Annotated in this window: 21 protein-coding genes; 9 read left to right on the top strand and 12 right to left on the bottom strand. The window is 60.7% G+C overall.

Going from position 1 to position 21,375, the window contains the following annotated elements:
- Positions 1-86: 86 nt before the first annotated feature.
- The 3 genes from E3Z29_RS05540 to E3Z29_RS05530 form a co-directional block, all read right to left on the bottom strand.
- Positions 87-977, bottom strand: a complete 891-nt coding sequence (locus tag E3Z29_RS05540) for a triacylglycerol lipase (RefSeq protein WP_098966979.1) — start codon at positions 975-977, stop codon at positions 87-89.
- 91 nt (positions 978-1,068) lie between these two features.
- Positions 1,069-1,374 carry a multidrug efflux SMR transporter gene (locus E3Z29_RS05535; RefSeq protein ID WP_098966977.1) on the bottom strand — a complete coding sequence of 102 codons (306 nt, stop codon included), beginning with the start codon at positions 1,372-1,374 and terminating at the stop codon, positions 1,069-1,071.
- Entirely contained in the window at positions 1,375-2,013 is a 639-nt protein-coding gene (locus tag E3Z29_RS05530; protein WP_134785317.1) for an FMN-dependent NADH-azoreductase, read from the bottom strand.
- Between the two features lie 120 nt (positions 2,014-2,133).
- Between E3Z29_RS05530 and E3Z29_RS05525 the strand changes: the two genes are divergently transcribed.
- Positions 2,134-3,051 (top strand): LysR substrate-binding domain-containing protein, encoded by a 918-nt coding sequence (locus tag E3Z29_RS05525; RefSeq protein ID WP_134785316.1) that lies wholly within the window; start codon positions 2,134-2,136, stop codon positions 3,049-3,051.
- 90 nt (positions 3,052-3,141) lie between these two features.
- Positions 3,142-3,675, top strand: coding sequence for a bacterioferritin (locus E3Z29_RS05520; protein ID WP_027613544.1), 534 nt, complete (start codon positions 3,142-3,144; stop codon positions 3,673-3,675).
- A 103-nt stretch (positions 3,676-3,778) separates the two neighbouring features.
- On the opposite strand, the gene E3Z29_RS05515 is transcribed toward E3Z29_RS05520, so the two are convergent.
- Positions 3,779-5,854 carry an AsmA family protein gene (locus E3Z29_RS05515; protein ID WP_134785315.1) on the bottom strand — a complete coding sequence of 692 codons (2,076 nt, stop codon included), beginning with the start codon at positions 5,852-5,854 and terminating at the stop codon, positions 3,779-3,781.
- 385 nt (positions 5,855-6,239) lie between these two features.
- On the opposite strand from E3Z29_RS05515, the gene E3Z29_RS05510 reads away from it, so the two are divergent.
- The 7 genes from E3Z29_RS05510 to E3Z29_RS05480 all read left to right on the top strand — a co-directional run bounded on the left by E3Z29_RS05510 (position 6,240) and on the right by E3Z29_RS05480 (position 11,549).
- Positions 6,240-6,704, top strand: coding sequence for a hypothetical protein (locus E3Z29_RS05510; RefSeq protein WP_098966970.1), 465 nt, complete (start codon positions 6,240-6,242; stop codon positions 6,702-6,704).
- A gap of 173 nt (positions 6,705-6,877) precedes the next feature.
- Positions 6,878-7,510, top strand: a complete 633-nt coding sequence (locus E3Z29_RS05505; RefSeq protein ID WP_027613541.1) for a TetR family transcriptional regulator — start codon at positions 6,878-6,880, stop codon at positions 7,508-7,510.
- Between the two features lie 314 nt (positions 7,511-7,824).
- The gene (ureE, locus tag E3Z29_RS05500) at positions 7,825-8,325 is read left to right on the top strand and encodes an urease accessory protein UreE (RefSeq protein WP_003221180.1); all 501 of its coding nucleotides are present in this window, start codon (positions 7,825-7,827) and stop codon (positions 8,323-8,325) included.
- Entirely contained in the window at positions 8,322-8,996 is a 675-nt protein-coding gene (locus E3Z29_RS05495; RefSeq protein ID WP_134785314.1) for an urease accessory protein UreF, read from the top strand. Before ureE ends, E3Z29_RS05495 begins: the two co-directional genes overlap by 4 nt.
- 23 nt (positions 8,997-9,019) lie before the next feature.
- A complete protein-coding gene (gene ureG, locus E3Z29_RS05490; protein WP_007966946.1) occupies positions 9,020-9,634 on the top strand; it encodes an urease accessory protein UreG in 615 nt (204 codons plus the stop codon).
- 27 nt (positions 9,635-9,661) lie between these two features.
- On the top strand, positions 9,662-10,234 hold the full coding sequence (locus E3Z29_RS05485; RefSeq protein WP_134785313.1) for a HupE/UreJ family protein: 573 nt from the start codon (positions 9,662-9,664) through the stop codon (positions 10,232-10,234).
- 181 nt (positions 10,235-10,415) lie between these two features.
- On the top strand, positions 10,416-11,549 hold the full coding sequence (locus E3Z29_RS05480; RefSeq protein ID WP_134785312.1) for an AGE family epimerase/isomerase: 1,134 nt from the start codon (positions 10,416-10,418) through the stop codon (positions 11,547-11,549).
- A gap of 122 nt (positions 11,550-11,671) precedes the next feature.
- Here E3Z29_RS05480 and E3Z29_RS05475 read toward each other — a convergent pair whose 3' ends face one another.
- From E3Z29_RS05475 to E3Z29_RS05430, 8 genes are all read right to left on the bottom strand, one after another.
- Complete coding sequence (locus E3Z29_RS05475) at positions 11,672-12,577, bottom strand: cation diffusion facilitator family transporter (RefSeq protein ID WP_098966960.1); 906 nt, start codon at positions 12,575-12,577, stop codon at positions 11,672-11,674.
- 192 nt (positions 12,578-12,769) lie between these two features.
- Complete coding sequence (locus E3Z29_RS05465) at positions 12,770-13,534, bottom strand: SDR family oxidoreductase (RefSeq protein WP_027613536.1); 765 nt, start codon at positions 13,532-13,534, stop codon at positions 12,770-12,772.
- A gap of 850 nt (positions 13,535-14,384) precedes the next feature.
- Positions 14,385-15,101 carry an ABC transporter ATP-binding protein gene (locus E3Z29_RS05455; RefSeq protein WP_134785311.1) on the bottom strand — a complete coding sequence of 239 codons (717 nt, stop codon included), beginning with the start codon at positions 15,099-15,101 and terminating at the stop codon, positions 14,385-14,387.
- On the bottom strand, positions 15,098-15,970 hold the full coding sequence (locus E3Z29_RS05450; RefSeq protein ID WP_027613534.1) for an ABC transporter ATP-binding protein: 873 nt from the start codon (positions 15,968-15,970) through the stop codon (positions 15,098-15,100). The genes E3Z29_RS05455 and E3Z29_RS05450 overlap by 4 nt, the downstream gene beginning before the upstream one ends.
- Positions 15,967-17,268 (bottom strand): high-affinity branched-chain amino acid ABC transporter permease LivM, encoded by a 1,302-nt coding sequence (livM, locus tag E3Z29_RS05445; RefSeq protein WP_007967484.1) that lies wholly within the window; start codon positions 17,266-17,268, stop codon positions 15,967-15,969. The genes E3Z29_RS05450 and livM overlap by 4 nt, the downstream gene beginning before the upstream one ends.
- Before the next feature lie 3 nt (positions 17,269-17,271).
- Positions 17,272-18,186, bottom strand: a complete 915-nt coding sequence (locus tag E3Z29_RS05440; protein WP_027613532.1) for a branched-chain amino acid ABC transporter permease — start codon at positions 18,184-18,186, stop codon at positions 17,272-17,274.
- Positions 18,187-18,424: 238 nt separating this feature from the next.
- The gene (locus tag E3Z29_RS05435; RefSeq protein ID WP_027613531.1) at positions 18,425-19,558 is read right to left on the bottom strand and encodes an ABC transporter substrate-binding protein; all 1,134 of its coding nucleotides are present in this window, start codon (positions 19,556-19,558) and stop codon (positions 18,425-18,427) included.
- Between the two features lie 368 nt (positions 19,559-19,926).
- Complete coding sequence (locus tag E3Z29_RS05430) at positions 19,927-21,210, bottom strand: FAD-binding oxidoreductase (protein WP_134785310.1); 1,284 nt, start codon at positions 21,208-21,210, stop codon at positions 19,927-19,929.
- Between the last annotated feature and the right edge of the window lie 165 nt (positions 21,211-21,375).

The following is a 21,375-nucleotide window of genomic DNA, read 5'->3' as shown; positions in this document are numbered from 1 at the left end:
GGGCGCGAAGCGACCCCGCTATTTATCTCAAAACAAGGGCTGCTGCGCAGCCCATCGGGGATAAATCCCCTCGCCACAAAAGCGAGTCACAATCCGGCAGCCTTTAGCCGCGCCGCATGCTCGACAAACAACCGCACCGGATCCGCGCCCTTCCCCACCAGCCCCAGCGACTGATTGACGATGTCGAAGTGATCCAGCGGATAGTCGTCGCCAATCACCGTGCCGAGGTGCGAGCTGTAACGCCCGACCATCCCGTCACACTGCCCCGGCTCACGCACGAAGGTTTTTGCGAACAAGCGGCAGCTGCGGTTGGTGCCGTCGAACAGGTTGCCACCGCGATCAGTTTTGCCCGGTTGCAACGTCCCCGACCACGAGTAATAACGCACGCCGTTGACCTCTTCCGGCCCGTGACCGCCCCAGGTCTCGGGCAGGCCCTGTGGATAACGCTGATTGAACAGCGCCACGCCTTCGCTGGTCAGCGATTGATGCGAAGCGTGGATGTCCACCGGCAGTTTCGGCCCGTGGTAACCGGTTTCCAGCAACGCCATCAGCCAGCCGACAAAACGCAACAGCACCTCCAGCACGCGGCCCTTGGCGCTGTTCGCCGGGTAGTGTTTCTGCAGATAGTCGGCCAGTTCAGAACCGTGATTGGGCCCGGCCACGGAGGTTACCGAGGCGACCAGATCCGGCCGTTTGGCAGCAGCATAACGTGCGGTCAGCGAACCCTGGCTGTGGCCGAACAGATTGACCCTGGCTGCGCCGGTCTCGCGCAGAATTTCGTCGATGCGCGCCAGCAACTGCTCGCCACGCACCTCGGTGGAATTGAGCGGCGATACCTGCACCGCAATCACCGTCGACCCGCCACGGCGCAACGCCTTGATGATGCCGTACCAGTACGGATACAGCAGCAGCCGGATAAACCCGAGCATGCCCGGCACCAGTACCAGTGGATAACGTGTCGCCGAACTTTGTGACATGGGCAAACATCCTTGTGGTCGCTGAGTGGATGCCAGACGTGCAAAACGCCCGCCAAGCCTCCTCCTTGATGATGACAACTGCACCATCAGCCTACTTCAGGCCCACCACCCCCGCCACAATCAGCCCCACCGACAGCAGTTTGACCAGAGTCAGGCTCTCGCCGAGCAGGGCAACACCGAGAAACACCGTGCCCAGCGAGCCGATCGCCGTCCAGATCGGATAGGCGATGCTCACCGGCAACTCGCGCAGCGCCAACGTCAGGAAGTAAATCCCGCCAATCGCAGCCACCACCGTGATCAGCGACGGCCACAAGCGGGTGAAGCCTTCGGCGTACTTCATGCCCATGGCGAAAGTCACCTCGAAACCGGCGGCGATCAGCAAGAACAGCCAGGCCACTTAGAACGTCCGGGCGAGGTCGAGCAAACGCTGCTCGGCCTCGGCCACTGATACCGCGAAGGTGCGCTCGGCCGATTCCTCGCCCTCGGCCGCGACCACGCTGACGTCGTTGATGCCGATAAAGCCCAGCGCGGTGCGCAACCACGGATCGGCATGATTCAACGCTTCCAGTTCGCCGCCGGGGCCGAAGCCGAAACCGCCACGACTGGTGACGATCAGCGCTTTCTTGCCTTGCAGCAGCGGCGTGTACTGGGCCACGCCGTTGTCCAGGGTGTGGTCGAACGTCAGGCCCAGACGCACGATCTGATCGACCCACGCCTTGAGGCCGCTGGGTACGCTGAAGTTGTACATCGGCGTGGAAATCAGCAGCAGGTCATGCTCGAACAACTCGCCGACCAGTTGATCGCTGAGCGCCAGATCGGCCTGCATCGACAGCGGCCGTGCTTCGGGTTCAGGGTAAAACGCCGCCGCCACGAACGCTTCGTTGACCGCTGGAATCGGCGCCCGTCCGACTTCACGGCGGGTGACCTGCGCCTGCGGATGACGTAATTGCCAGGCACTGAGAAAGCTTTCCGCGAGGCGCCGTGAATGCGAACGGTCACCCCGTGGACTGGCATGGATCGCAAGAATCTTGCTCATCTGAATCTCCTTGGGACTAGACTTGAATGGCTGTGTAGCGCCAGATTGGCGCCGACCCGCCGCTGTCTCAACTGAGCAAAAATCAGTCGGGATGAATCCATTTCATCCATGGAGCATTGAATGTTCGCCTCGTTGCCGCTGACCGCCCTGCGCGCCTTCGAATCCGCTTCGCGGCTGTTGAGCTTCAAGGCCGCTGCTGAAGAGCTGTCAGTCACACCGACGGCGATTTCCCATCAGATCCGAGCGCTGGAAGACTGGCTCGGCGTGGCGCTGTTCGAGCGTTTGCCGCGTCAGGTGCGCCTGACCGAAGGGGGCGAGCGACTGTTTCGCAGCCTGCACGGCGCGCTGCTGGAGGTGGCACAAAGCGTCGACACCCTGCGTCCGCAACGCAGTGGCAGCAGCCTGACACTGTCGACCACCGCCGCGTTTGCTGCGCTATGGCTGGTGCCGCGCCTCGGAAGGTTTTATGCGCAACACCCGAACATCAACGTACGCCTCGATACCCACTGCGAAGTCATCGACCTGCATCAGGACGCTAGCGTCGATCTGGTGCTGCGCTATAGCCTCGACGACTACCCCAACCTTTACGGCTTGTGCCTGTTCGATGAGACCTTCGGCGTGTACGGCTCGCCGGAACAGGTGGCGCTGGCCGCCCGGCGCACGCCGGCGCTGATCAGCGTGCGCTGGCACAACTCGAAGCTGTATGCCCATGGCTGGGAAGCGTGGTGCGCTCGCTCCGGCGAGTCGTGGCTGAACCAGCATCCGGCGATCCGTGAATACGATGAGGAGCATTACGCCTTGCAAGCGGCGATTGCCGGGCAAGGTCTGGTGCTGGCGAGCAATATTCTGGTGTCGCAGAGCGTCGCCAGTGGGTTGCTGGTGCCGTACAAGGGGCAGGTGCAAGTCGATGGTGCCGGATACAGCGCGCTGTGTGTGCCGGGACGGGAGCGGCATCCGCCGGTGCGGGCATTTTTTGCCTGGTTGCGCGAAGAAGCGCAGTTGTCCGGGCTGGTACCAAGGTCGCCGGAAATCTCATAAAACTTTTTGCGTCGCTCAGGACTCACAACTTGGGTAACCGATCACGCCTGTAGAGCGTGGCGCCATTGGATTAGCCTCCTGGAGATCAACATGAGCGACGACCTGCACTTGTCAGATGTCAAAACCCTGCGCGAACGTGCGCGACAACACGTCGAGAACGGCGCGGTAACCGAGAGCTACAGCGCCGACCGTGACGAGGTGCTGCGCTTGCTCAACGAGTCGCTGGCCACCGAGCTGGTCTGCGTGCTGCGTTACAAGCGTCATTACTTCATGGCCAACGGCGTGAAAGCCCACGTGGCCGCCGAAGAATTCCTCGAACACGCGACCCAGGAAGCGCAACACGCCGACCGTCTGGCCGAGCGCATCGTGCAACTGGGCGGCGAGCCGGAGTTCAATCCGGACCTGCTGTCGAAAATGTCCCACGCTCAATATGTGGCGGGGAACACCTTGAAGGAAATGGTCTACGAAGACCTGGTGGCCGAGCGGATCGCCATCGACAGCTACCGCGAGATCATCCAGTACATCGGCGAGAAAGACCCGACCACCCGGCGCATCTTCGAAGACATCCTCGCGCAGGAAGAAGAGCACGCGGATGACATGGCCGACATTCTGAAAGACCTCTGAACCTTTGATACCGCTATCGCGAGCAGGCTCACTCCTACAAGTTTTGCGCTGTACCTGTAGGAGTGAGCCTGCTCGCGATGACGCGTTTACAGACGCTGAAGATTTACTTGGTTGGCTTGACGGTCACTGGCGCCTTGCCCGCCTTCATCTGCTCAAGCAGAGGCGCACACTGATTCGGCTCCCCGCCGCTCGGCGCCACCAGCGCCAACAGCCCCGCCGCCGGTGCAGCAATCACGCCCAGCGCCACCATCCCCGCCCCGCGTAGCATCAACGGCACGGCCTTGACCCCGGCGTCCGGCTTGATGAACTTGCCGCGCACGTACAACGGTGAACGCAGCGAAATCAGACGCCAGCCTTTGGACTCTGGTGTCACCGTCAGGTCCAATTGCTCGGTGGCCATGTTCGCGGTGCCGTCGATGTAGATGATCGCGTTCTCGGTATCGAACACAAACAGCCGCGTGGTCGCCAGGCCAGTCTTGATGTCGAAGTCCGCCGCCGCGCAGTTGATCTTCACTTCCTTGTCGCCAAAAATCTTGCCGACCACGTAGTTACCGACGTTGAGTCCCGCCAGTTCCATCAGCTCACGGCTGATCGCCCCGTCGTTGATCAGCATCTTCAACTTGCCATTGGCGCCGCCGAGCAGCTTGGCCACCGAGTTGCCGCGACCGCTGATATCAGCATCACCGTTGAGCTCACCGAAGCTGGTTTTCATCGGTTCGAAGGTCGGGAACAACTGCTTGAGCTTGAAGCCGCGCGCAGTCAGTTTGGCCCGGCCTTCCAGCGGTTCGGTGCGACCATTGAGGCGGATCTGCGCGTCCAGATTGCCGCCGGCCACGCCGAAGCGCAGCGGTTCGAGGCTGAGTTCGCCGTCGTTGAGTTTCAGGTGGGTATAGAGGTCGGTGAACGGCAGCTTTTCGCTGTGAACGATGCGCTTGCCGGTGAACTCGACGTCGGCATCCATCGCGCGCCAGCGGTCGGTCTTGAATTCTTCCACCGGCAGCACTTTGTCGGTCGGCTGCTTGCTCTCGCCGCCGCGGGCCTTCTGCTTGTCATTCGAGTCGGCGCCGATCAGCGGCGCGAGGTCGGCGAACAGCAATTGATTGGACAGCAACGCGCCGCTGAGCTTGGGCCGTGGCTGGCTGGCGACGTAGGTCAGATCGCCGTGAATGTCACTGCCGCCGATCTTGCCGTTGAACTGTTCATAAGTGAATTTCGCACCGGCGGCATCATGCAGCTTGGCAATCAGATGGCCGTCGGTGGCGTACGGCGGCGTGTCCGGCAGGGTCACGCCGGTCAGTGGATAGAGGTTGCCGAGGCTGGCGCCGGCCAGTTTCAGACGCAGATCGAGGGCGCCGAGGTTGAGCGGGTCGGTCAAGGTGCCAGCGAGTTCGATGCTAGTGGCGCCGATCTTCGCCTGAGCCTGCAGCGGGAATGGCTTGTTCGCGTCCTGCAACGCCAGTAATCCGCCTATCTTGCCCTGGCCGGTAAGATTCTGACCGTGGTACTGGCCTTTGACCTTCAGCGCGAATGCATAGTCCTGCGGCGCGGCGCCCTTGTCCTGCGCGGTCTTCGCGGCTTTGGCGCCGACGATATCGCTGAACGGAATCGGTTTGCCCAGCGGATCGATCAACACGTCGAGATTAGTCTTGAGTGTCTGGTCATCCAGGGTGACGTGGCCCTTGTCGAAACCAATGGCTCCGATGTCCACCACCCAGTTCGACGGTTCGGCATTCGGGTCTTTCGGGTCGAACTTGAAGGTCCAGTTGGCGCGGCCATCGGCCAGGCGTTGCAGTTGCGCGTTGGGTTCGGTCAGGTCGATGCGCGGGATCGTCACCCGTTGCGCCAGCAGTGCCAGCGGCGAGATGCGCAGTTCCACGCGTTTGAGCGTAACCATCTGCGGCTGCTTCGACCAGTCCGGGTTGCCCAGCGTCAGGTCTTCAGCCACCACATGCGGCCACGGCACCCAGGCCCGCCAGCCGCCCTCGTCCGGCTCACGCTGCCAGATCACCGCGAGGTTGCCATTGATGGCGAACGGACGATGCAATTCTTCCGAGACTTTGGCGTTGAGCGGCGGTTTGATCCGGTTCCAGTCGAAGAACACGATGATCAGAACCAGTACCGCCAGCAGCAGTACGAGGATGGCGAAGGTCCAACTGAAGATTTTTCCGGTGCGCGTCATGCACAAAACTCCTGATGACGACCGCACGCCGACTTCGCGACGCACAGCTGAAACGGCGGGCCAAAGCGGCCCTCATGAATTCTACGACTGGCAAACAGTGCGCAGGTTTAATCGGAATATAGATTCCGCGGCAAAAAATCGCCCGAATGCTGACCGATTGGTCGAACAGCGTTACCGCTGCCCGCACATTTGCGAGGCGCGAGTGAGTCGAAAATACCCACTGCGGTGCAAAACCACCGCCCGCAAATGCCCGAGCTAGAGCGCTCCCGCAGAACAATCAATTCTGTTGATTATTACCATTGCGTTTATGAACTTTTATATCGACTTATCGAGAGTAGCATTGGCTTCGTACCCACTTTATCGCCCTCCCAAGGAGCAACCCATCATGAAACGCCAATTACTGCTCAGCCTTACCCTGTCGATGCTAGCCAGCACCGCTTTTGCCCTGCCCGCTGCCGATCAGGCTACCCCACAAGTGAAATCCAGCCACTCGGTGTTCAGCCAGACTGTGGCGGCTGACGGCAGCGACCGTACTCCACAAGGTCAGACTCTGGCTGAAAACGGTCGTCATCGTCTGGAAGAAAAAGGTCTGGTTGAAGATGGCTACGACAAGACCCCACAAGGTCAAGCTGTAGCAGAAGGCGGCCGTGATCGCCTGGAACAGAAAGGTCTGGTTGAAGACGGCTATGACAAAACTCCACAAGGTCAGACCCTGGCTTCCGATGGCAGCGACCGTACTCCACAAGGCCAGACCCTGGCTGAAGACGGTTTCGATAAAACCCCACTGGGCCAAGCCGTTGCCGAAGGCGGTGGTGACCGTGTGATCGAACGCAACAGCGCTTTGAGCTAAGCCCATGGCGGCCTGGAAAAAAAGCCCAATCACCGGATTGGGCTTTTGACTTTTTCAGTACCGACAATCTGCGAAACCTTTTTTCCTGCTGACTTTTCCCCCTGCCGTTCGACGCCAGCAAAGCCGATTTGCTAGAGTGCGGCGCTTGTCCCGCTCAAGAAAACGCCTTTGCGATGCTGCCCCGCGCCGAACAGAAACAACAGACCCGCAACGCCCTGATGGACGCCGCCCGCCATTTGATGGAAAGCGGCCGAGGTTTCGGCAGCCTGAGCCTGCGCGAAGTGACCAAGACCGCCGGCATCGTGCCCACCGGTTTCTATCGGCATTTCGCTGACATGGACGAGCTGGGTCTGGTGCTGGTCAGTGAAGTCGGTCAGACCTTCCGCGAAACCATCCGCCTGGTGCGCCACAACGAATTCGTCATGGGCGGGATCATCGATGCGTCGGTGCGGATCTTCCTCGACGTGGTCAGCGCCAACCGTTCGCAGTTCCTGTTTCTCGCTCGTGAGCAATACGGCGGCTCGCAGCCGGTGCGTCAGGCGATTGGCCGTCTGCGCGAAAACATCAGCGCCGACCTCGCGGCCGACCTGACATTGATGCCCAAGTTGCAGCATCTGGACGCTGCCGGGCTGAGCGTAATCGCCGACCTGATCGTCAAATCGGTGTTCGCCACTCTGCCGGACATCATTGACCCGCCCGCCGAGGCCCTGCCGGAGCATCTGACGCCGCAGGCGAAGATCACCCAGCAATTGCGCTTCATCTTTATCGGCCTCAAGCACTGGCAAGGGTTGGGCAGTACCGAGTAATTCCCCTTTTTTCAAACCCAACACAAATCCCTGTGGGAGCGGGCTTGCTCCGGGCGGCGATCCGACGAAAGCGGTGGGTCAGTCACTTCATTGTTGACTGATGCACCGCTTTCGCGAGCAAGCCCGCTCCCACATTGGTCATGCACCGCCGCTCACATTTGGTGCATGTAAAAATCTTCACGCACCAAAACCTTCCAAAATTCTGCAACATCTTGAAACATTCTCTACGCTCCGACAGGGATTTCCTACATCTCGTCCGGTTGGCAAGCCCCTTGCTCTAGCCCTCCTACAAGTCCACTGCTGGAAGCTTTCCGATGCTGGTGATTCATCGCAGAATCGACCCTCAACCTGTCTGGTCCGCCGAGTTGCACCTGACCTTCGAAGCGCGGAGCAAAAGCCGTCTGCGCTGTTTCAGTGCCGATGGCGAAGACGTCGGGTTGTTTCTGGAGCGCGGTCAGGCACCGTTATATGACGGCGAATGCCTGCAGGCCGAGGACGGCCGCATCGTTCGCGTCTGCGCCCGCCCCGAGCAACTGCTGCACGTCACCTGCGCCAATGCCTTCGAACTGACCCGCGCCGCCTATCATCTGGGCAATCGCCACGTCGCCTTGCAAGTCGGCGATGGCTGGCTGCGTTTGCTCGACGATTACGTGCTGAAGGCCATGCTCGAACAGCTCGGCGCCCAGGTCGAGGCGATTGAAGCGCCGTTCCAACCGGAACACGGTGCCTACGGCGGCGGCCATCACCATTCGCGGCATGGCGACGAAGATTTCAACTACGCGCCCAAACTCCATCAGTTCGGCGTACGCCTGTGAATCCGGCCTGGGCGCTGCTGCGCCTGGCCAGTCCGCAACTGCCGATTGGCGGCTACAGCTATTCGCAAGGCCTGGAAATGGCGGTGGATAACGGCCGAGTGAACGACCCTGACAGTGCCCGCCGCTGGATCAGCGATCAACTACTGCTCAACCTCGCGCGTTTCGAGGCGCCGCTGCTGCTTGCCCATTGTCAGGCCGCGGCCGAGGAAAACTGGCCCGAGTTGCTGCATCTCTGCGAAACCCACCGCGCCAGCCGCGAGACCCGCGAGTTGCATCTGGAGAGCCGGCAGATGGGCTACTCGCTGCAGCAATTGCTCAACGGTCTGCCGGAACTCGACACGCCGGCCCGCAGCTTTCTTGAGCAATGCGCTGAACCGCACCTGGCCCTTGGCTGGGCACTCGCTGCCCGCGCCTGGCAGATCAGCCCACAGGACGCCCTCGCTGCGTGGCTATGGAGCTGGCTGGAAAACCAGCTCGCGGTACTGATGAAAACCCTGCCGCTGGGCCAGCAAGCCGCCCAGCGCCTGACCAGCGAACTGTTGCCGTTGCTGCAACAGGCGCAGCAGGACGCCACCCGCATCAATCCCGAACACATCGGCAGCGCCGCATTCGGCCTGTCTCTGGCGTGCATGGCGCATGAGCGCCAATACAGCCGTCTGTTTCGCTCTTAGGGCCTGTCATCTTGGAGAAGCACATGAACACACAACCCCTGCGCGTCGGCATCGGCGGCCCGGTCGGTTCCGGCAAGACTGCATTGACCCTGGCCCTGTGCCTGGCGTTGCGCGATCGCTACAACCTGGCCGTCGTTACCAACGACATCTACACCCGCGAAGACGCCGACTTTCTGGTGCGCAACGAAGCGCTGGCACCGGAGCGGATCATCGGCGTGGAAACCGGTGGCTGCCCGCACACGGCGATCCGCGAAGACGCTTCGATCAACCTCGAAGCCGTCGATCAACTGAACCGGCGCTTTCCGGGGCTGGACCTGATTCTGGTGGAATCCGGTGGCGACAACCTGTCGGCAACCTTCAGCCCGGAGCTGTCAGACCTGACCATTTACGTGATCGACGTCTCCGCCGGCGACAAGCTGCCGCGCAAGGGCGGCCCGGGGATCTGCAAGTCCGACCTGCTGGTGATCAACAAAATCGACCTGGCGCCGCTGGTCGGTGCCTCGCTGGAAATGATGGATAGCGACACCCAGCGCATGCGCAACGGCAAGCCATTCGTCTTCAGCAACCAGAAAACCGGCCAGGGCCTGGAAGAGATCATCGCCTTCATCGAGCGCCAGGGCCTGCTGAACGCCGCCTGATTCAATGACCAACAAGGAAGCTTATCCATGACACTCAAACGCATTCTCGGCGCCGTGGCGCTGCTGCTGACCCCGGCACTCGCCTTCGCCCACCCGGGCCACGGCGACAGCGGCTTGATCGCCGGCATCAGCCACCCGATCGGCGGCCTCGACCACTTGCTGGCGATGGTTGCAGTCGGCCTGTGGGCCGCGCAGCAGCAAGGCGCGGCACGCTGGGCGCTACCGTGCACGTTTGTCGGCACCATGCTGATCGGCGGCATGCTCGGTTTTGAAGGGCTGGAGTTGCCGGCGCTGGAAAGCGGGATCGCCGCTTCGGTGCTGGCGCTGGGTCTGGCAGTGGCACTGACGGTGCGTCCACCGCTGGTGATGGCGGTGGCGGCAACGGCGTTGTTTGCGCTGTTCCATGGCGTGGCGCATGGCCTGGAGCTGCCGGACATGAGCAACCCTTGGGCGTATGCCGCCGGTTTTGTCGCGGCGACGGCGGCGTTGCATGCGGCGGGTTATGGCCTGGTGCGCGTGTTGCCTCAGGCTGCTGCACCATTGGTGCGAGTGGCGGGGGCTGCTTCGGCGCTGACCGGTGCATGGTTGCTGGCCGGCTGATCTTTATCGCCTGAACCGGCCTCTTCGCGAGCAAGCCCGCTCCCACCCTGGATTTGCGGTGTACACAAAACCTGTGGGAGCGGGCTTGCTCGCGAAGGCGGACTGACAGACACCGCGTCTCATCAGGCCGTCGCTCTGCTACCATGTCGCGCAATCGCCCCAGCCGTGACGACGTCCGCCAATGCCCCATGCTTGCCGCTCCACCTCCCTGCCCGAATTGACCGCCCTGTTCAGCGATGTGCAACAGCACTTTCTGAACGTGATCGTGCCGCTTTGGCAAGGTCCGGGCTGGAACGCCGACATGGCGCTGCCCTACGAGGCACTCGACGCGGCGCATCAACCTTTGCCACCGCAACGCTATCGGGCGATGGCCTGCGCACGGCAGCTGTACCTGTTTTCCAGCCTGATCGGGGTTGTGGATAACGCCGAGGTGCGCGCCGCCGCGCTGTTCCGCTCGCTGCAACGGCAGTTCCACGACGCCGAGCACGGCGGCTGGTTCTACAGCGTCGACGCGCAAGGCAAGCCGCTGGATCAGCGCAAAGACCTCTACACCCACGCTTTCATCCTGTTCGCCTGCGCCCATTACTGGGCCAAGTCCCGGGAGCCGCTGGTGGAATCCACGCTGAACGCCGCACTGGAAATCATCGGTCGGCGCTTCGCCACCGGTGACGGCCTGTACGAAGCGTGCCTGGACCGCGACTGGATCACCCTGCAAACCGGCCCGCTGCAAAACCCGCTGATGCACCTGGCCGAGGCGTTCCTCGCCACCCTCGAGGTACGCGAAGACGCGGCGACGCAGAAAGCGCTGGTCGAGTTATGCACAGCCATGCACAAGCAGTTCGTCGACCCGCAACATGGCGTGTTGATGGAAAAACCACTGGGGGCTGTGGATAACTGGTACGAGCCAGGGCATCAGTTCGAATGGTATTTCCTGCTTGAGTCTTCAGCCCTGCTGCGTGGTTCGAAACTGCACGCGGCGCTGGAGCGAGCCTTCGCTTTCACCGAGCAATTCGGCGTTGAACAGCCATCCGGCGCCGTGCGGGCAATGCTCGATCTGGAACTGGACGGTCGCCCGAAAGATTCGACTCAGCGCATCTGGGCGCAGGCGGAATACCTGCGCGCCCTGACCTTGCGCCCGAACAGCGAAGGCACCGTGCTGCGCCAGTTGCAGGCGCTGCAGCAGCGTTTTCTGCACGCGGGCGGGTGGCATGAATGCCGAGATGAGCTGGGAGAGGTCAGCCGCAAGGACATGCCTTCGACGACGCCTTATCACCTGGCGACGTGCTACAGCGGGCTGGCTGAATATCTGCGTTGATTGAAAAATAGCTTTCGCGAGCAAGCCCGCTCCCACAGGGGAATTTCGGCGAACACATAATCTGTGAACAGCCTGGATCCCTGTGGGAGCGGGCTTGCTCGCGAATAGCCGTTACACGGTCTCTAGGCAATCCACTTCTTGTCACCGGTAAAGCTGATCGTCAACCAGCGTGCCGCATCCGGCTCGCCGAGCTGCGCCGAGATTTCCTCCCGCAACACATCCAGCTGACCTACGCTGCTCAGCGCATAATCCGCCGGCAACACCACATGAATCTCGATAAACCGCGCCCGCCCGTGCTTCTGCACGTAGGTCACGTAATCATCGAAACCATGCTCGACCTTCGCCGCTTCCATGACCTGACGCACCTGATCATCCAGGGTGTCCGGGGCAATACCCAGTACATCACGCAGTGCCGGGCCGAGGATTTTGAACGCCGGTGGCAACATGGTCAGCGCCAGCACGATCAGGATCAGCGGGTCGACAAACTTCGCCCACTCGTCAAAGCCCTGGGCCTTGAGCAGCAACGCGGCGAGAAAACTGATCAACAGGCCGACCGAGAGCATCGCGTCCACCAGCCAGCTGATGTTGTCGAACTGGATCAGGCTGGACTTGAGCTTGCGATTGCGCCGACGCACATAGAAGAAATAGGCGAATTCGACGACGGTGAACACCGCCGCATAAATGATCACCAGCCCCAGCTCGATGTCGCGGCCGCCGTTGATGATGCCGAACACACCGTTGAGAAAGGCATAGATCGCGATCAACAGCAGGAAGCTGCCTTCGATCAGCAGCACCATCGGCTCCAGATGCCAGAAACCGAACTGGAAGCGGTGATTGCTTTCTTTGGCGATCAGCCGGGCGGTGATCAGCATCAGCACTTTGATGAACGTTGCGATCAGCGAGAAAAAACCATCGAAAAGGATGGATTGCGAACCTGAAACAAAACCGGTGACGATCCCGGCAATCGACACCGCGAACATCAGGATGGTCGATTGTTTGAGCAGTGACTGCTCACCTCGGTTACTCACTTTAACTCCTCGAAAACCTTGAAAACCTTGAAAACCTTGAAAACCGCAGGGTGCGGTGGGGTTGTTGCGAGGAGAGTTTACCTTATCGGTATTTATTGCCTGTGACGGCCCCTTCGCGAGCAAGCTCGCTCCCACATGAGACCGCGATCAAATGTGGGAGCGAGCTTGCTCGCGAATGGCCTCAACGCGGTGTCAGGCCTTGTTACGCTCGATCGCAAACCCCGCCCAGGTCTGGCTCACCGGCATCAGCTCCAGGCTGTTGATGTTGATGTGCGCCGGGGCGTTGAGCACCCAGAAGATGGTCTCGGCGATGTCCTGCGGCTGGATCGGCTCAGCACCGGCGTAAGTGGCGTTGTAGCGTTCCTGGTCACCGGCAAAGCGCACCAGCGAGAACTCGCTTTCGCACAGACCCGGCTCGATGTTGCTGACACGCACGCCAGTGCCCTGCAGGTCGCAACGCAGGTTCAGCGAGAATTGCTTAACGAACGCCTTGGTCGCGCCATACACGTGGCTGCCCGGGTACGGGTAGTTGCCGGCGATGGAGCCGAGGTTGACGATACCGGCGCCACGGCCGTGAGCGATCAACCGCGGCAGCAGCAGACGAGTGCTGTACATCAGACCTTTGACGTTGGTATCGACCATGGTGTCCCAGTCGTCGAGGTCGCATTTGGGTGCCGGATCGACGCCCAGCGCCAGCCCGGCGTTGTTGATCAGGCCACGCAGCTTGGCGAACGACGGCGGCAGATTGGCAATTGCCTCTTCCATCGCCTTGCGGTCACGCACGTCGAGCACCAGACCATGCACTTCAGTCTGCTTCGACAACTCGGCGCACAGCGCGTCGAGACGTTCTGCACGACGGCCGGTCAACACCAGTTTCCAGCCAGCCTCGGCGAAACGACGGGCACAGGCTTCACCAAAACCGGAGGTTGCGCCGGTAATAAACAGGGTGTTGGACATCGTGTTCTCCTTGCGTCGGCCGCCAGCGCAGCCATTGGAATAGAAAATCAGCAGCCAGCATGCCCGGCCCGGCATTTACGAGCAACACCCGCACCGGGACATCTTCCGATCAAAATTTGATCAATCGTCGCTACACCGTATGTGGCTTGGCCTGTAGCCATGTGCACGCACGTTATCCACAGTCCCTTCCACAGTTTCCGGGGGCAAGTGGAAACGCGCAAAGCCGCGCCATACAAGGCTTTGCGCGGGAAACAGAAAGTTTTTTGCTTGACCCTGAAGCGGCTGATGTGCCGGAGATGGCATTTTGCACGACCGACCGGTCAGCGCAGTGATTGCGCGAGGCCAGTAATTACGGCCCTCAGCGGAGTCTTTCCAGAGTTTAGTCACAGACTTATCCACAGGCTTGCTCACACGTAATTGTCTCCACAGCACACCCTAGAAAAAGGTTGACAACAGCGTCTTCAGCTCCAGCAAAAACGCCTGATCAAAAAGCGATCACCAGCCTGCAAGCCACGGAACACAAGGGCTTCAGCCAGCTACTCCCACGTTATTCACAGCCAGCTCCACAGTAAACGGGGACAAGTCAAAACTGTGGAAAAACAGCCATTTGCAGCGTCTATATGTCGCGCTTTGGCAGCTATGGGAATTTGTTTTCCACAATTCTGAAATCTGGCGCAGATCAACTGTGGGAGCGGGCTTGCTCGCGAAGAGGATGTGTCATAAAACACGGCGTTATCTGACACACCCTCTTCGCGAGCAAGCCCGCTCCCACAAGGGATTTGTGCGGGACTTGGGATGTAAAAAGCCCCGCGACTTTCGTCGCGGGGCTTTGTGGACAACTCAAGCAGAATCAGTGCCCGCCCAGGTAAGCGTTACGCACCTCCTCATTCACCAACAACTCCTTACCGGTACCGGTCAGACGAATCTCGCCGTTGACCATCACGTACGCCCGATCCGACAGCTTCAACGCATGGTTGGCGTTCTGCTCGACGAGGAAAATGGTCATGCCGGTTTTCGCCAGTTCCCGCAGGGTGGCGAAGATCTGCTTCACCACGATCGGCGCCAGGCCCAGGCTCGGTTCATCGAGCAACAACAGCTTCGGCCGGCTCATCAGCGCACGGGCAATGGCGAGCATCTGCTGCTCGCCGCCGGACATGGTCATCGCCCGCTGAGTGCGGCGCTCTTCGAGCCGCGGGAACAGCTCGAACATGCGCTGCATATCCTCCTTGGCATATTTGTCGCCGATCGGGATGGTACCCATCAGCAGGTTCTCCTCGACGGTCATGTCGGGGAACACCCGCCGCCCTTCCGGCGACTGCGCGATGCCGTTGGAGGCGATGTAGTGCGAGGACTTGTGGGTGATGTCGACGCCTTGATAGAGGATCTGCCCACTCGCCGCGCGCGGCTGGCCGAAGATCGACATCAGCAGCGTCGATTTACCCGCGCCGTTGGAGCCGATCAGGCTGACGGTCTCGCCTTCGTTGATCTGCAGCGACACGCCCTTGAGGGCCTGGATCGGGCCGTAGAACACGTCCAGGTCTTTGAGTTCGAGGATCGGTTTGCTCATACCAGCTCCTCTTCGTCGGCGCCCAGGTAGGCGGCAATCACTTTCGGATCGTTGCGAATGGCTTCAGGCCCGCCTTCGGCGATGACCACGCCGTGATCCAGCACCACGATGTGGTCGGAAATGCTCATGACCATGCCCATGTCGTGTTCGATCAGCACCACGGTCAGATCGTGCTCGTCGCGCAGCAGCCGGATCATCGCGCTCAGCGCTTCGGTTTCCTGAGGGTTGAGGCCAGCAGCCGGTTCGTCGAGGCAGATGATCTGCGGCCGCGTGCACATGGCCCGGGCGATTTCCAGACGGCGTTGCTGGCCGTAGGACAGTTCACCGGCCAGACGGTTGGCGCAGTCCACCAGATCCACCACTTCCAGCCAGTAGAACGCGCAGTCCAGCGCATCACTTTCGGCCTTGCGGTAGCCCTTGGTGTTGAGGATGCCGGCGAGCATGTTGCGGTTGACCCACATGTGCTGCGCCACCAGCAGGTTCTCCAGCACCGACATTTCCTTGAACAGGCGAATGTTCTGGAATGTCCGGGCCAGGCCGGCGCGGTTCACCAAATGGGTGCCGCCGAACATCTTGTAGTACAGGCGACTGAGGAAGCTTTTCGGCGAGACGAAGTCGGTCGGTTTGAACGACTCGCCCAGCAGCTGGATGACGTTGGTCTGCTTGCCGCGCACGTTGAGTTCGATCTTGCCGCCGGAGGCCTTGTAGAACCCGGTCAGGCAGTTGAACACCGTGGTCTTGCCGGCGCCGTTGGGGCCGATCAGGGCGAAGATCGAGTTGCGTTTGACCTTGAGGCTTACATCGCTCAGGGCCTTGATGCCACCGAAGTGCATCATCAGTTTTTCCACAGAGAGTACGACTTCACTCATGGCGCAGTCCTCTCATAGTGAATGGCACCTTTGCGTGGAGTGACCCCGGTACGGCTGATGCGAATCAGCCCGCGAGGTCGCCAGATCATCATCAACACCATCAGGATGCCGAACAGCAGCACGCGGTATTCAGCGAAGCCGCGCAGCAGCTCCGGGGCAACCGTCAGCACGAACGCTGCAATCACCACGCCGATGGTCGAGCCCATGCCGCCGAGCACGACGATGGCGAGGATCAGCGCCGATTCGAAGAAGGTGAACGAGGTCGGGTTGACGAAGCCTTGATAGGTGGCGAAAAACACCCCGGCCAGCCCGGCGGTGGATGCACCGATAGTGAACGCCGAGAGCTTGACCAGCACATGGTTGAGGCCCATCGAGCGGCAGGCGATTTCATCTTCGCGCAGCGCTTCCCAGGCGCGACCCACCGGCATTTTCACCAGCCGATGCTTGATGTACAGCACGGCCAGTACCACCAGGAACAACACCGTGTAAATGAAGTAATACTTCACGTCCGGGTTGTAGGCGATGCCGAAGAACTCATGGAACGGTACCCCGCCATCCTTGGCCCGCTTGCCGAATTCCAGACCGAAGAAGGTCGGCAGTGGCGCCGGCATGCCGTTCGGCCCGCCGGTCAGCGACAGCCAGTTGTTGAGGATCAGGCGAATGATTTCACCGAAGCCCAGGGTCACGATCGCCAAGTAGTCACCGTGCAGACGCAGCACCGGAAAACCGAGGATGCAGCCGGCCAGGCCCGCGGTGATCGCCGCCAGTGGCAGCACGGTCCAGAAGCCCAGCCCGAGGTATTGATAACCCAGCGCCAGACCGTAGGCGCCGATGGCGTAGAACGCCACGTAACCGAGGTCGAGCAGACCGGCCAGACCGACCACGATGTTCAGCCCCAGCCCCAGCAGCACGTAGATCAATCCGAGGATGACCACGCCCAGCAGGTACGAGTTGGAGACAAACGGCACGATGACCGCGAGCACGATCAGCAGTGGAATGATCCAGCGCAGGCGTGATTTGTGATCGGCAGGCAGCACATGCACACCGGACCCGGTGCTCTCGAATCCGTCGAGAATCTTCAGGCCCTTGGGCGTCTGCAGAAACAGACTCAAGGCAAAGCGGCCGATCATGACAATGCCGATAAGCCACGCCACGCGGGTTGGTTCGAGGTTGAAGCTGTAGCCTTCGAGCACGACGCCGACAATCGGGCCGAACACGATCAGGGCAATCAGGCCGGCCAGAATCGCCTCAACCAGACTTTTTTTGATATCGATGGATTTTTGGGTGGTTGAAGACATCGCTTACACCTTCGACACAAGAGGACGGCCCAACAGGCCCTGAGGCCGGAAGACCAGAACAAGTACGAGCAGCGAGAAGCTGAACACGTCTTTGTAGTCGGAGTTGACCAGGCCCGAGAACAGCGACTCGGAAATGCCGAGAATGATCCCGCCGAGCATCGCGCCGGGCAGTGAGCCGATCCCGCCCAGCACGGCGGCGGTGAACGCCTTGATGCCGATGACGAAGCCGGCGTAGAAGTCGAACGTGCCGTAGTTCATGGTGATCAGCACGCCGGCCAGCGCCGCCATCGCCGCACCGATGATGAACACGTAGGAAATCACCCGGTCGGTGTTGATTCCGAGGATCGAAGCCATCTTGCGGTCTTGCTGGGTGGCGCGGCACATGCGGCCGAGCTTGGTGTACTTGATCACGTAGGTCAGCAGGCCCATGCCGACAAATGCGGCGACCAGAATGAAGATCTTGGTGTAGGTCAGTTGGACGAAACCGCTGCCGACGTCGATGCGCCAGGCACCGGTGAGGAGCGTCGGAACACCCTGTTGACGGGCGCCCTGGCTGATCTGGGCGTAGTTCTGCAGGATCAGCGAGATACCGATGGCACTGATCAGCGGTGCCAGTCGAGTGGAGTTGCGCAGAGGTTTGTAAGCGACGCGTTCGATTACCCAGCCATAGACGCCGGTGACGACGATAGTGAAAACCAGCGTGCCAAGCATCAACAGCGGGAAGGATTCGATACCGAAGTAAGCCAGCAGAGCCAGACTGATTGCCGCGAGGTACGCGGAAATCATGTAAACCTCGCCGTGGGCGAAGTTGATCATGCCGATGATGCCGTAGACCATTGTGTAGCCGATGGCGATCAGGCCATAGACCGACCCGAGGGTCAGGCCGTTGACCAGTTGCTGCAGGAAAATACCATCCATAACGCAATCTCACGCAATGAGAACCTGCCCACCGGAGCGGGCGGTTCTTCTAGGAAAAATACAGATTTACGTCGGAGCAATGCAGACACGTTCCCCCGGAACACCATCGCCTCCTGTGGGAGCGGGCTTGCTCGCGAAAGCGGTGTATCAGCTACCGTTGATGGCGACTGACATCCCGCATTCGCGAGCAAGCCCGCTCCCACAGGGGTTCATGGTGTTCGGATGATCGCGTCAGCCCTTACTTCTGTTTTTCCAGCTGATGGTATTTGCCGTCCTTGTCCCACTGGTAAACCACGTAGTCAGAGACTTTCAGGTCGCCCTTCTTGTCCCAGGCTTTCTCGCCCATGACGGTTTTCACCGGGTTGGCCTTGAGCCACTCGGCGGCTTTTTCGCCACTGTTGGACTTGGCGCCGTTGAAGGCGGCCGCCAGGGTCTGAACCGACGCGTACGCGTACAGGGTGTAGCCTTCAGGCTCGGTGCCGGCCTTGCGGAACGCGTCCACTACCGTCTTGCTGTCTGGCAGCAGGCGAGGGTCGGCGCCGAAGGTCATCAGCACGCCGTCAACGTATTGCGGGCCACCGGCGGTGGTCACCAGTTCGTCGGTGACGATGCCGTCGTCAGACATGAACTTGACGTCTTTCAGGCCTTCGGTACGCAGTTGCTTGACCAGCGGGCCGGCTTCCGGGTGCAGGCCGCCGAAGTAGACCACGTCGGCACCGGCTGCACGAATCTTGGTGACCACGGCGCTGAAGTCTTTCTCGCCGCGGGTCAGGCCTTCATACAGCACCGGCTTCACGCCACGTTTTTCCAGTTGAGCCTTGGTCGCATCGGCCAGGCCCTGACCGTAGGTGTCCTTGTCGTGCAGCACGGCGACTTTCTTGCCCTTGAGCACGTCGACGATGTAGTCGCCCGCGACGATGCCTTGCTGGTCGTCACGCCCGCACATACGGAACATGGCGCTCAGGCCGCGCTCGGTCACTTGCGGGTTGGTGGAACCCGGGGTGATCGCGATAACGCCGGCTTCGTCGTAGATTTCCGAGGCGGGGATGGTGGAAGAGGAGCAGAAGTGACCGACCACGCCGGCTACCTTCTGGTTGACCAGATCCTTGGCGACTGTCACTGCCTGTTTCGGTTCGCAGGCGTCATCGCCCTTGACCAGTACGATTTTCTCGCCGTTGACGCCGCCTGCCGCGTTGACTGCGTCCGCCGCTGCCTGTGCACCCTTCATGTACTGCTCGCCAAATGCCGCGTTGGCGCCAGTCATCGGACCCGCTACACCGATTTTCACATCAGCTTGAGCAAACGCAGAAACACCCAGCGCAGTAGCTACTGCGAGGGCCAGAAAGCCTTTCTTGTAAAACGTCTGGGACATGAGGTGGTGCTCCAAGGTTTTTTTTAGTTGGCACTGCGACTTCACTTCACTGAATGCTCTGAGCAAGCGCCGTGCCATCGGTTTTTTATTCTTCAAAAAGTCGCTGCTTTCTTGTTATTTCGACTGTTTCGTTCCCATTTTCATTGGGCGTGCAACCGTCTAAACCGCGGAAGGTGAAACCTTTTTAAATCTGAGGCGCAACCCGCTTGCGCCATCATTGCAACCGCGGCACCAAACGACGTGCAACCAGCCTGTAACAGCTCGCGTCACCGAACTGCACACTGCTGGTGCGGGACTGCTACAACCCGCACCATTAGAGGCTAGTCGCTACGCCGAAAAGCGCCGCTTCCGGCAACATATTTCAACACTCAAATGACGATGCGCAGGCACTGGCCCGCGTGATACAGCGAGAAGCCGGCCTCGTACAGGCAACTGCGCAGGCCGACGCCGGCCAGGGGCTGCATCGGTGCGAAGGGGATCGGCAGGGCTTGAGGATTTCCGTCACACAGGTAGTCGGCGAAGGCTTTGCCGACCACAGTGCCGGTGGTCACGCCACGACCGTTGTAACCGGTGACGGCCACCAGTCCCGGCGCCGGTTCGAACAGGCGCATCAGGTGATCGGGGGTGAAGGCGATGCGCCCGGTCCAGGTGCATTCCCATTCCACCGGTTTCAGGTTGGGGAAGTAGTGTTGCTGCACCCGGTCGGCCCAGGCCTTGAGGAACCACGTCGGCTTCTGATTGCCGTTGCCCAGACTGCCGAGCAACAACCGGCCGTCCTTATCACGACGGATGCTGCTCAGCACTTGGCGCGTGTCCCACGAGCCCTGCCCGCCGGGGAGGATGTCATGGGCGGCGTCTTCGGTCAGCGGCACCGAAGCGACCTGATAGTAGTAACCGGGGAAGAAGTTGCGCTTGAGTTCGGTCCAGTCGCCCTCGGTGTAGGCGTTGGAGGCGATCACCACTTGCTCGGCGAGTACCGAACCTAGCTCGGTCTGCACCGACCATAGCTGGCCCACGCGTTCGAGACGGGTCACTGGCGAGTGATCGAACATCTGCCCGCCCAAGCCCTTCACCGCGTTGGCCAGGCCGGTGACATAGGCCATAGGGTTGAGCGTACCGGCGCGGCGATCGAGCAGTGCGGCGGCAATCTTCTGCGTACCGGTGGCTTGCTCGCAGGCCTTGCCGGTGAGCAGCTCGACCGGCGCCCCGCGGCGCTTCCATTGTTGCTCGCGACTTCGCAGATCCGCCTCGCCCTTGGCGTTGTGCGCCATGTGCAGGGTGCCTTCGCGGCGCAACTGGCAATCGATGTTGTATTTATCCACAAGGCTGAACACCAGCGCCGGCGCCGCCCCGAGCATGCGGTTGAGCTGACTGCCGACCGCTTCGCCGAATCCGGCTTCGATCTCGTCCGGCGGGATCCACATGCCGGCGTTGACCAGCCCGACGTTGCGTCCGGAGCCGCCATACCCGGCACGATGCGCTTCGAGCACGCAGACGCTTTTGCCCTTCTCCAACAGATGCAGCGCCGCCGACAACCCGGTAAACCCGGCGCCGATCACGCAGACATCGACTTTGACCTCACTCTTGAGCGCGGTGTTATCCGGGCGCTGCGGCGTGAGTTTTTCCCACAGACATTCTTCGCGTAACGGCATTGCCAGACTCCAACAGAAACCTGCCAAACACACTGCTGATCCTGTGGGATAAAGCCCTGTGGCGAGGGGATTTATCCCCGATCGGTTGCATAGCAAACGTAAAACCAGTGCATGCGGTGTATCTGAAACTCCGCGATTGCATGTTTTGGGGCCGCTGCGCAGCCC

The organism is Pseudomonas sp. S150, assembly GCF_004526365.1.
Classification (GTDB): Bacteria; Pseudomonadota; Gammaproteobacteria; order Pseudomonadales; family Pseudomonadaceae; genus Aquipseudomonas; species Aquipseudomonas putida_A.
The sequence above is the reverse complement of the archived record's forward strand: the minus strand, read 5'-3'. Positions and strand labels throughout refer to the sequence as shown.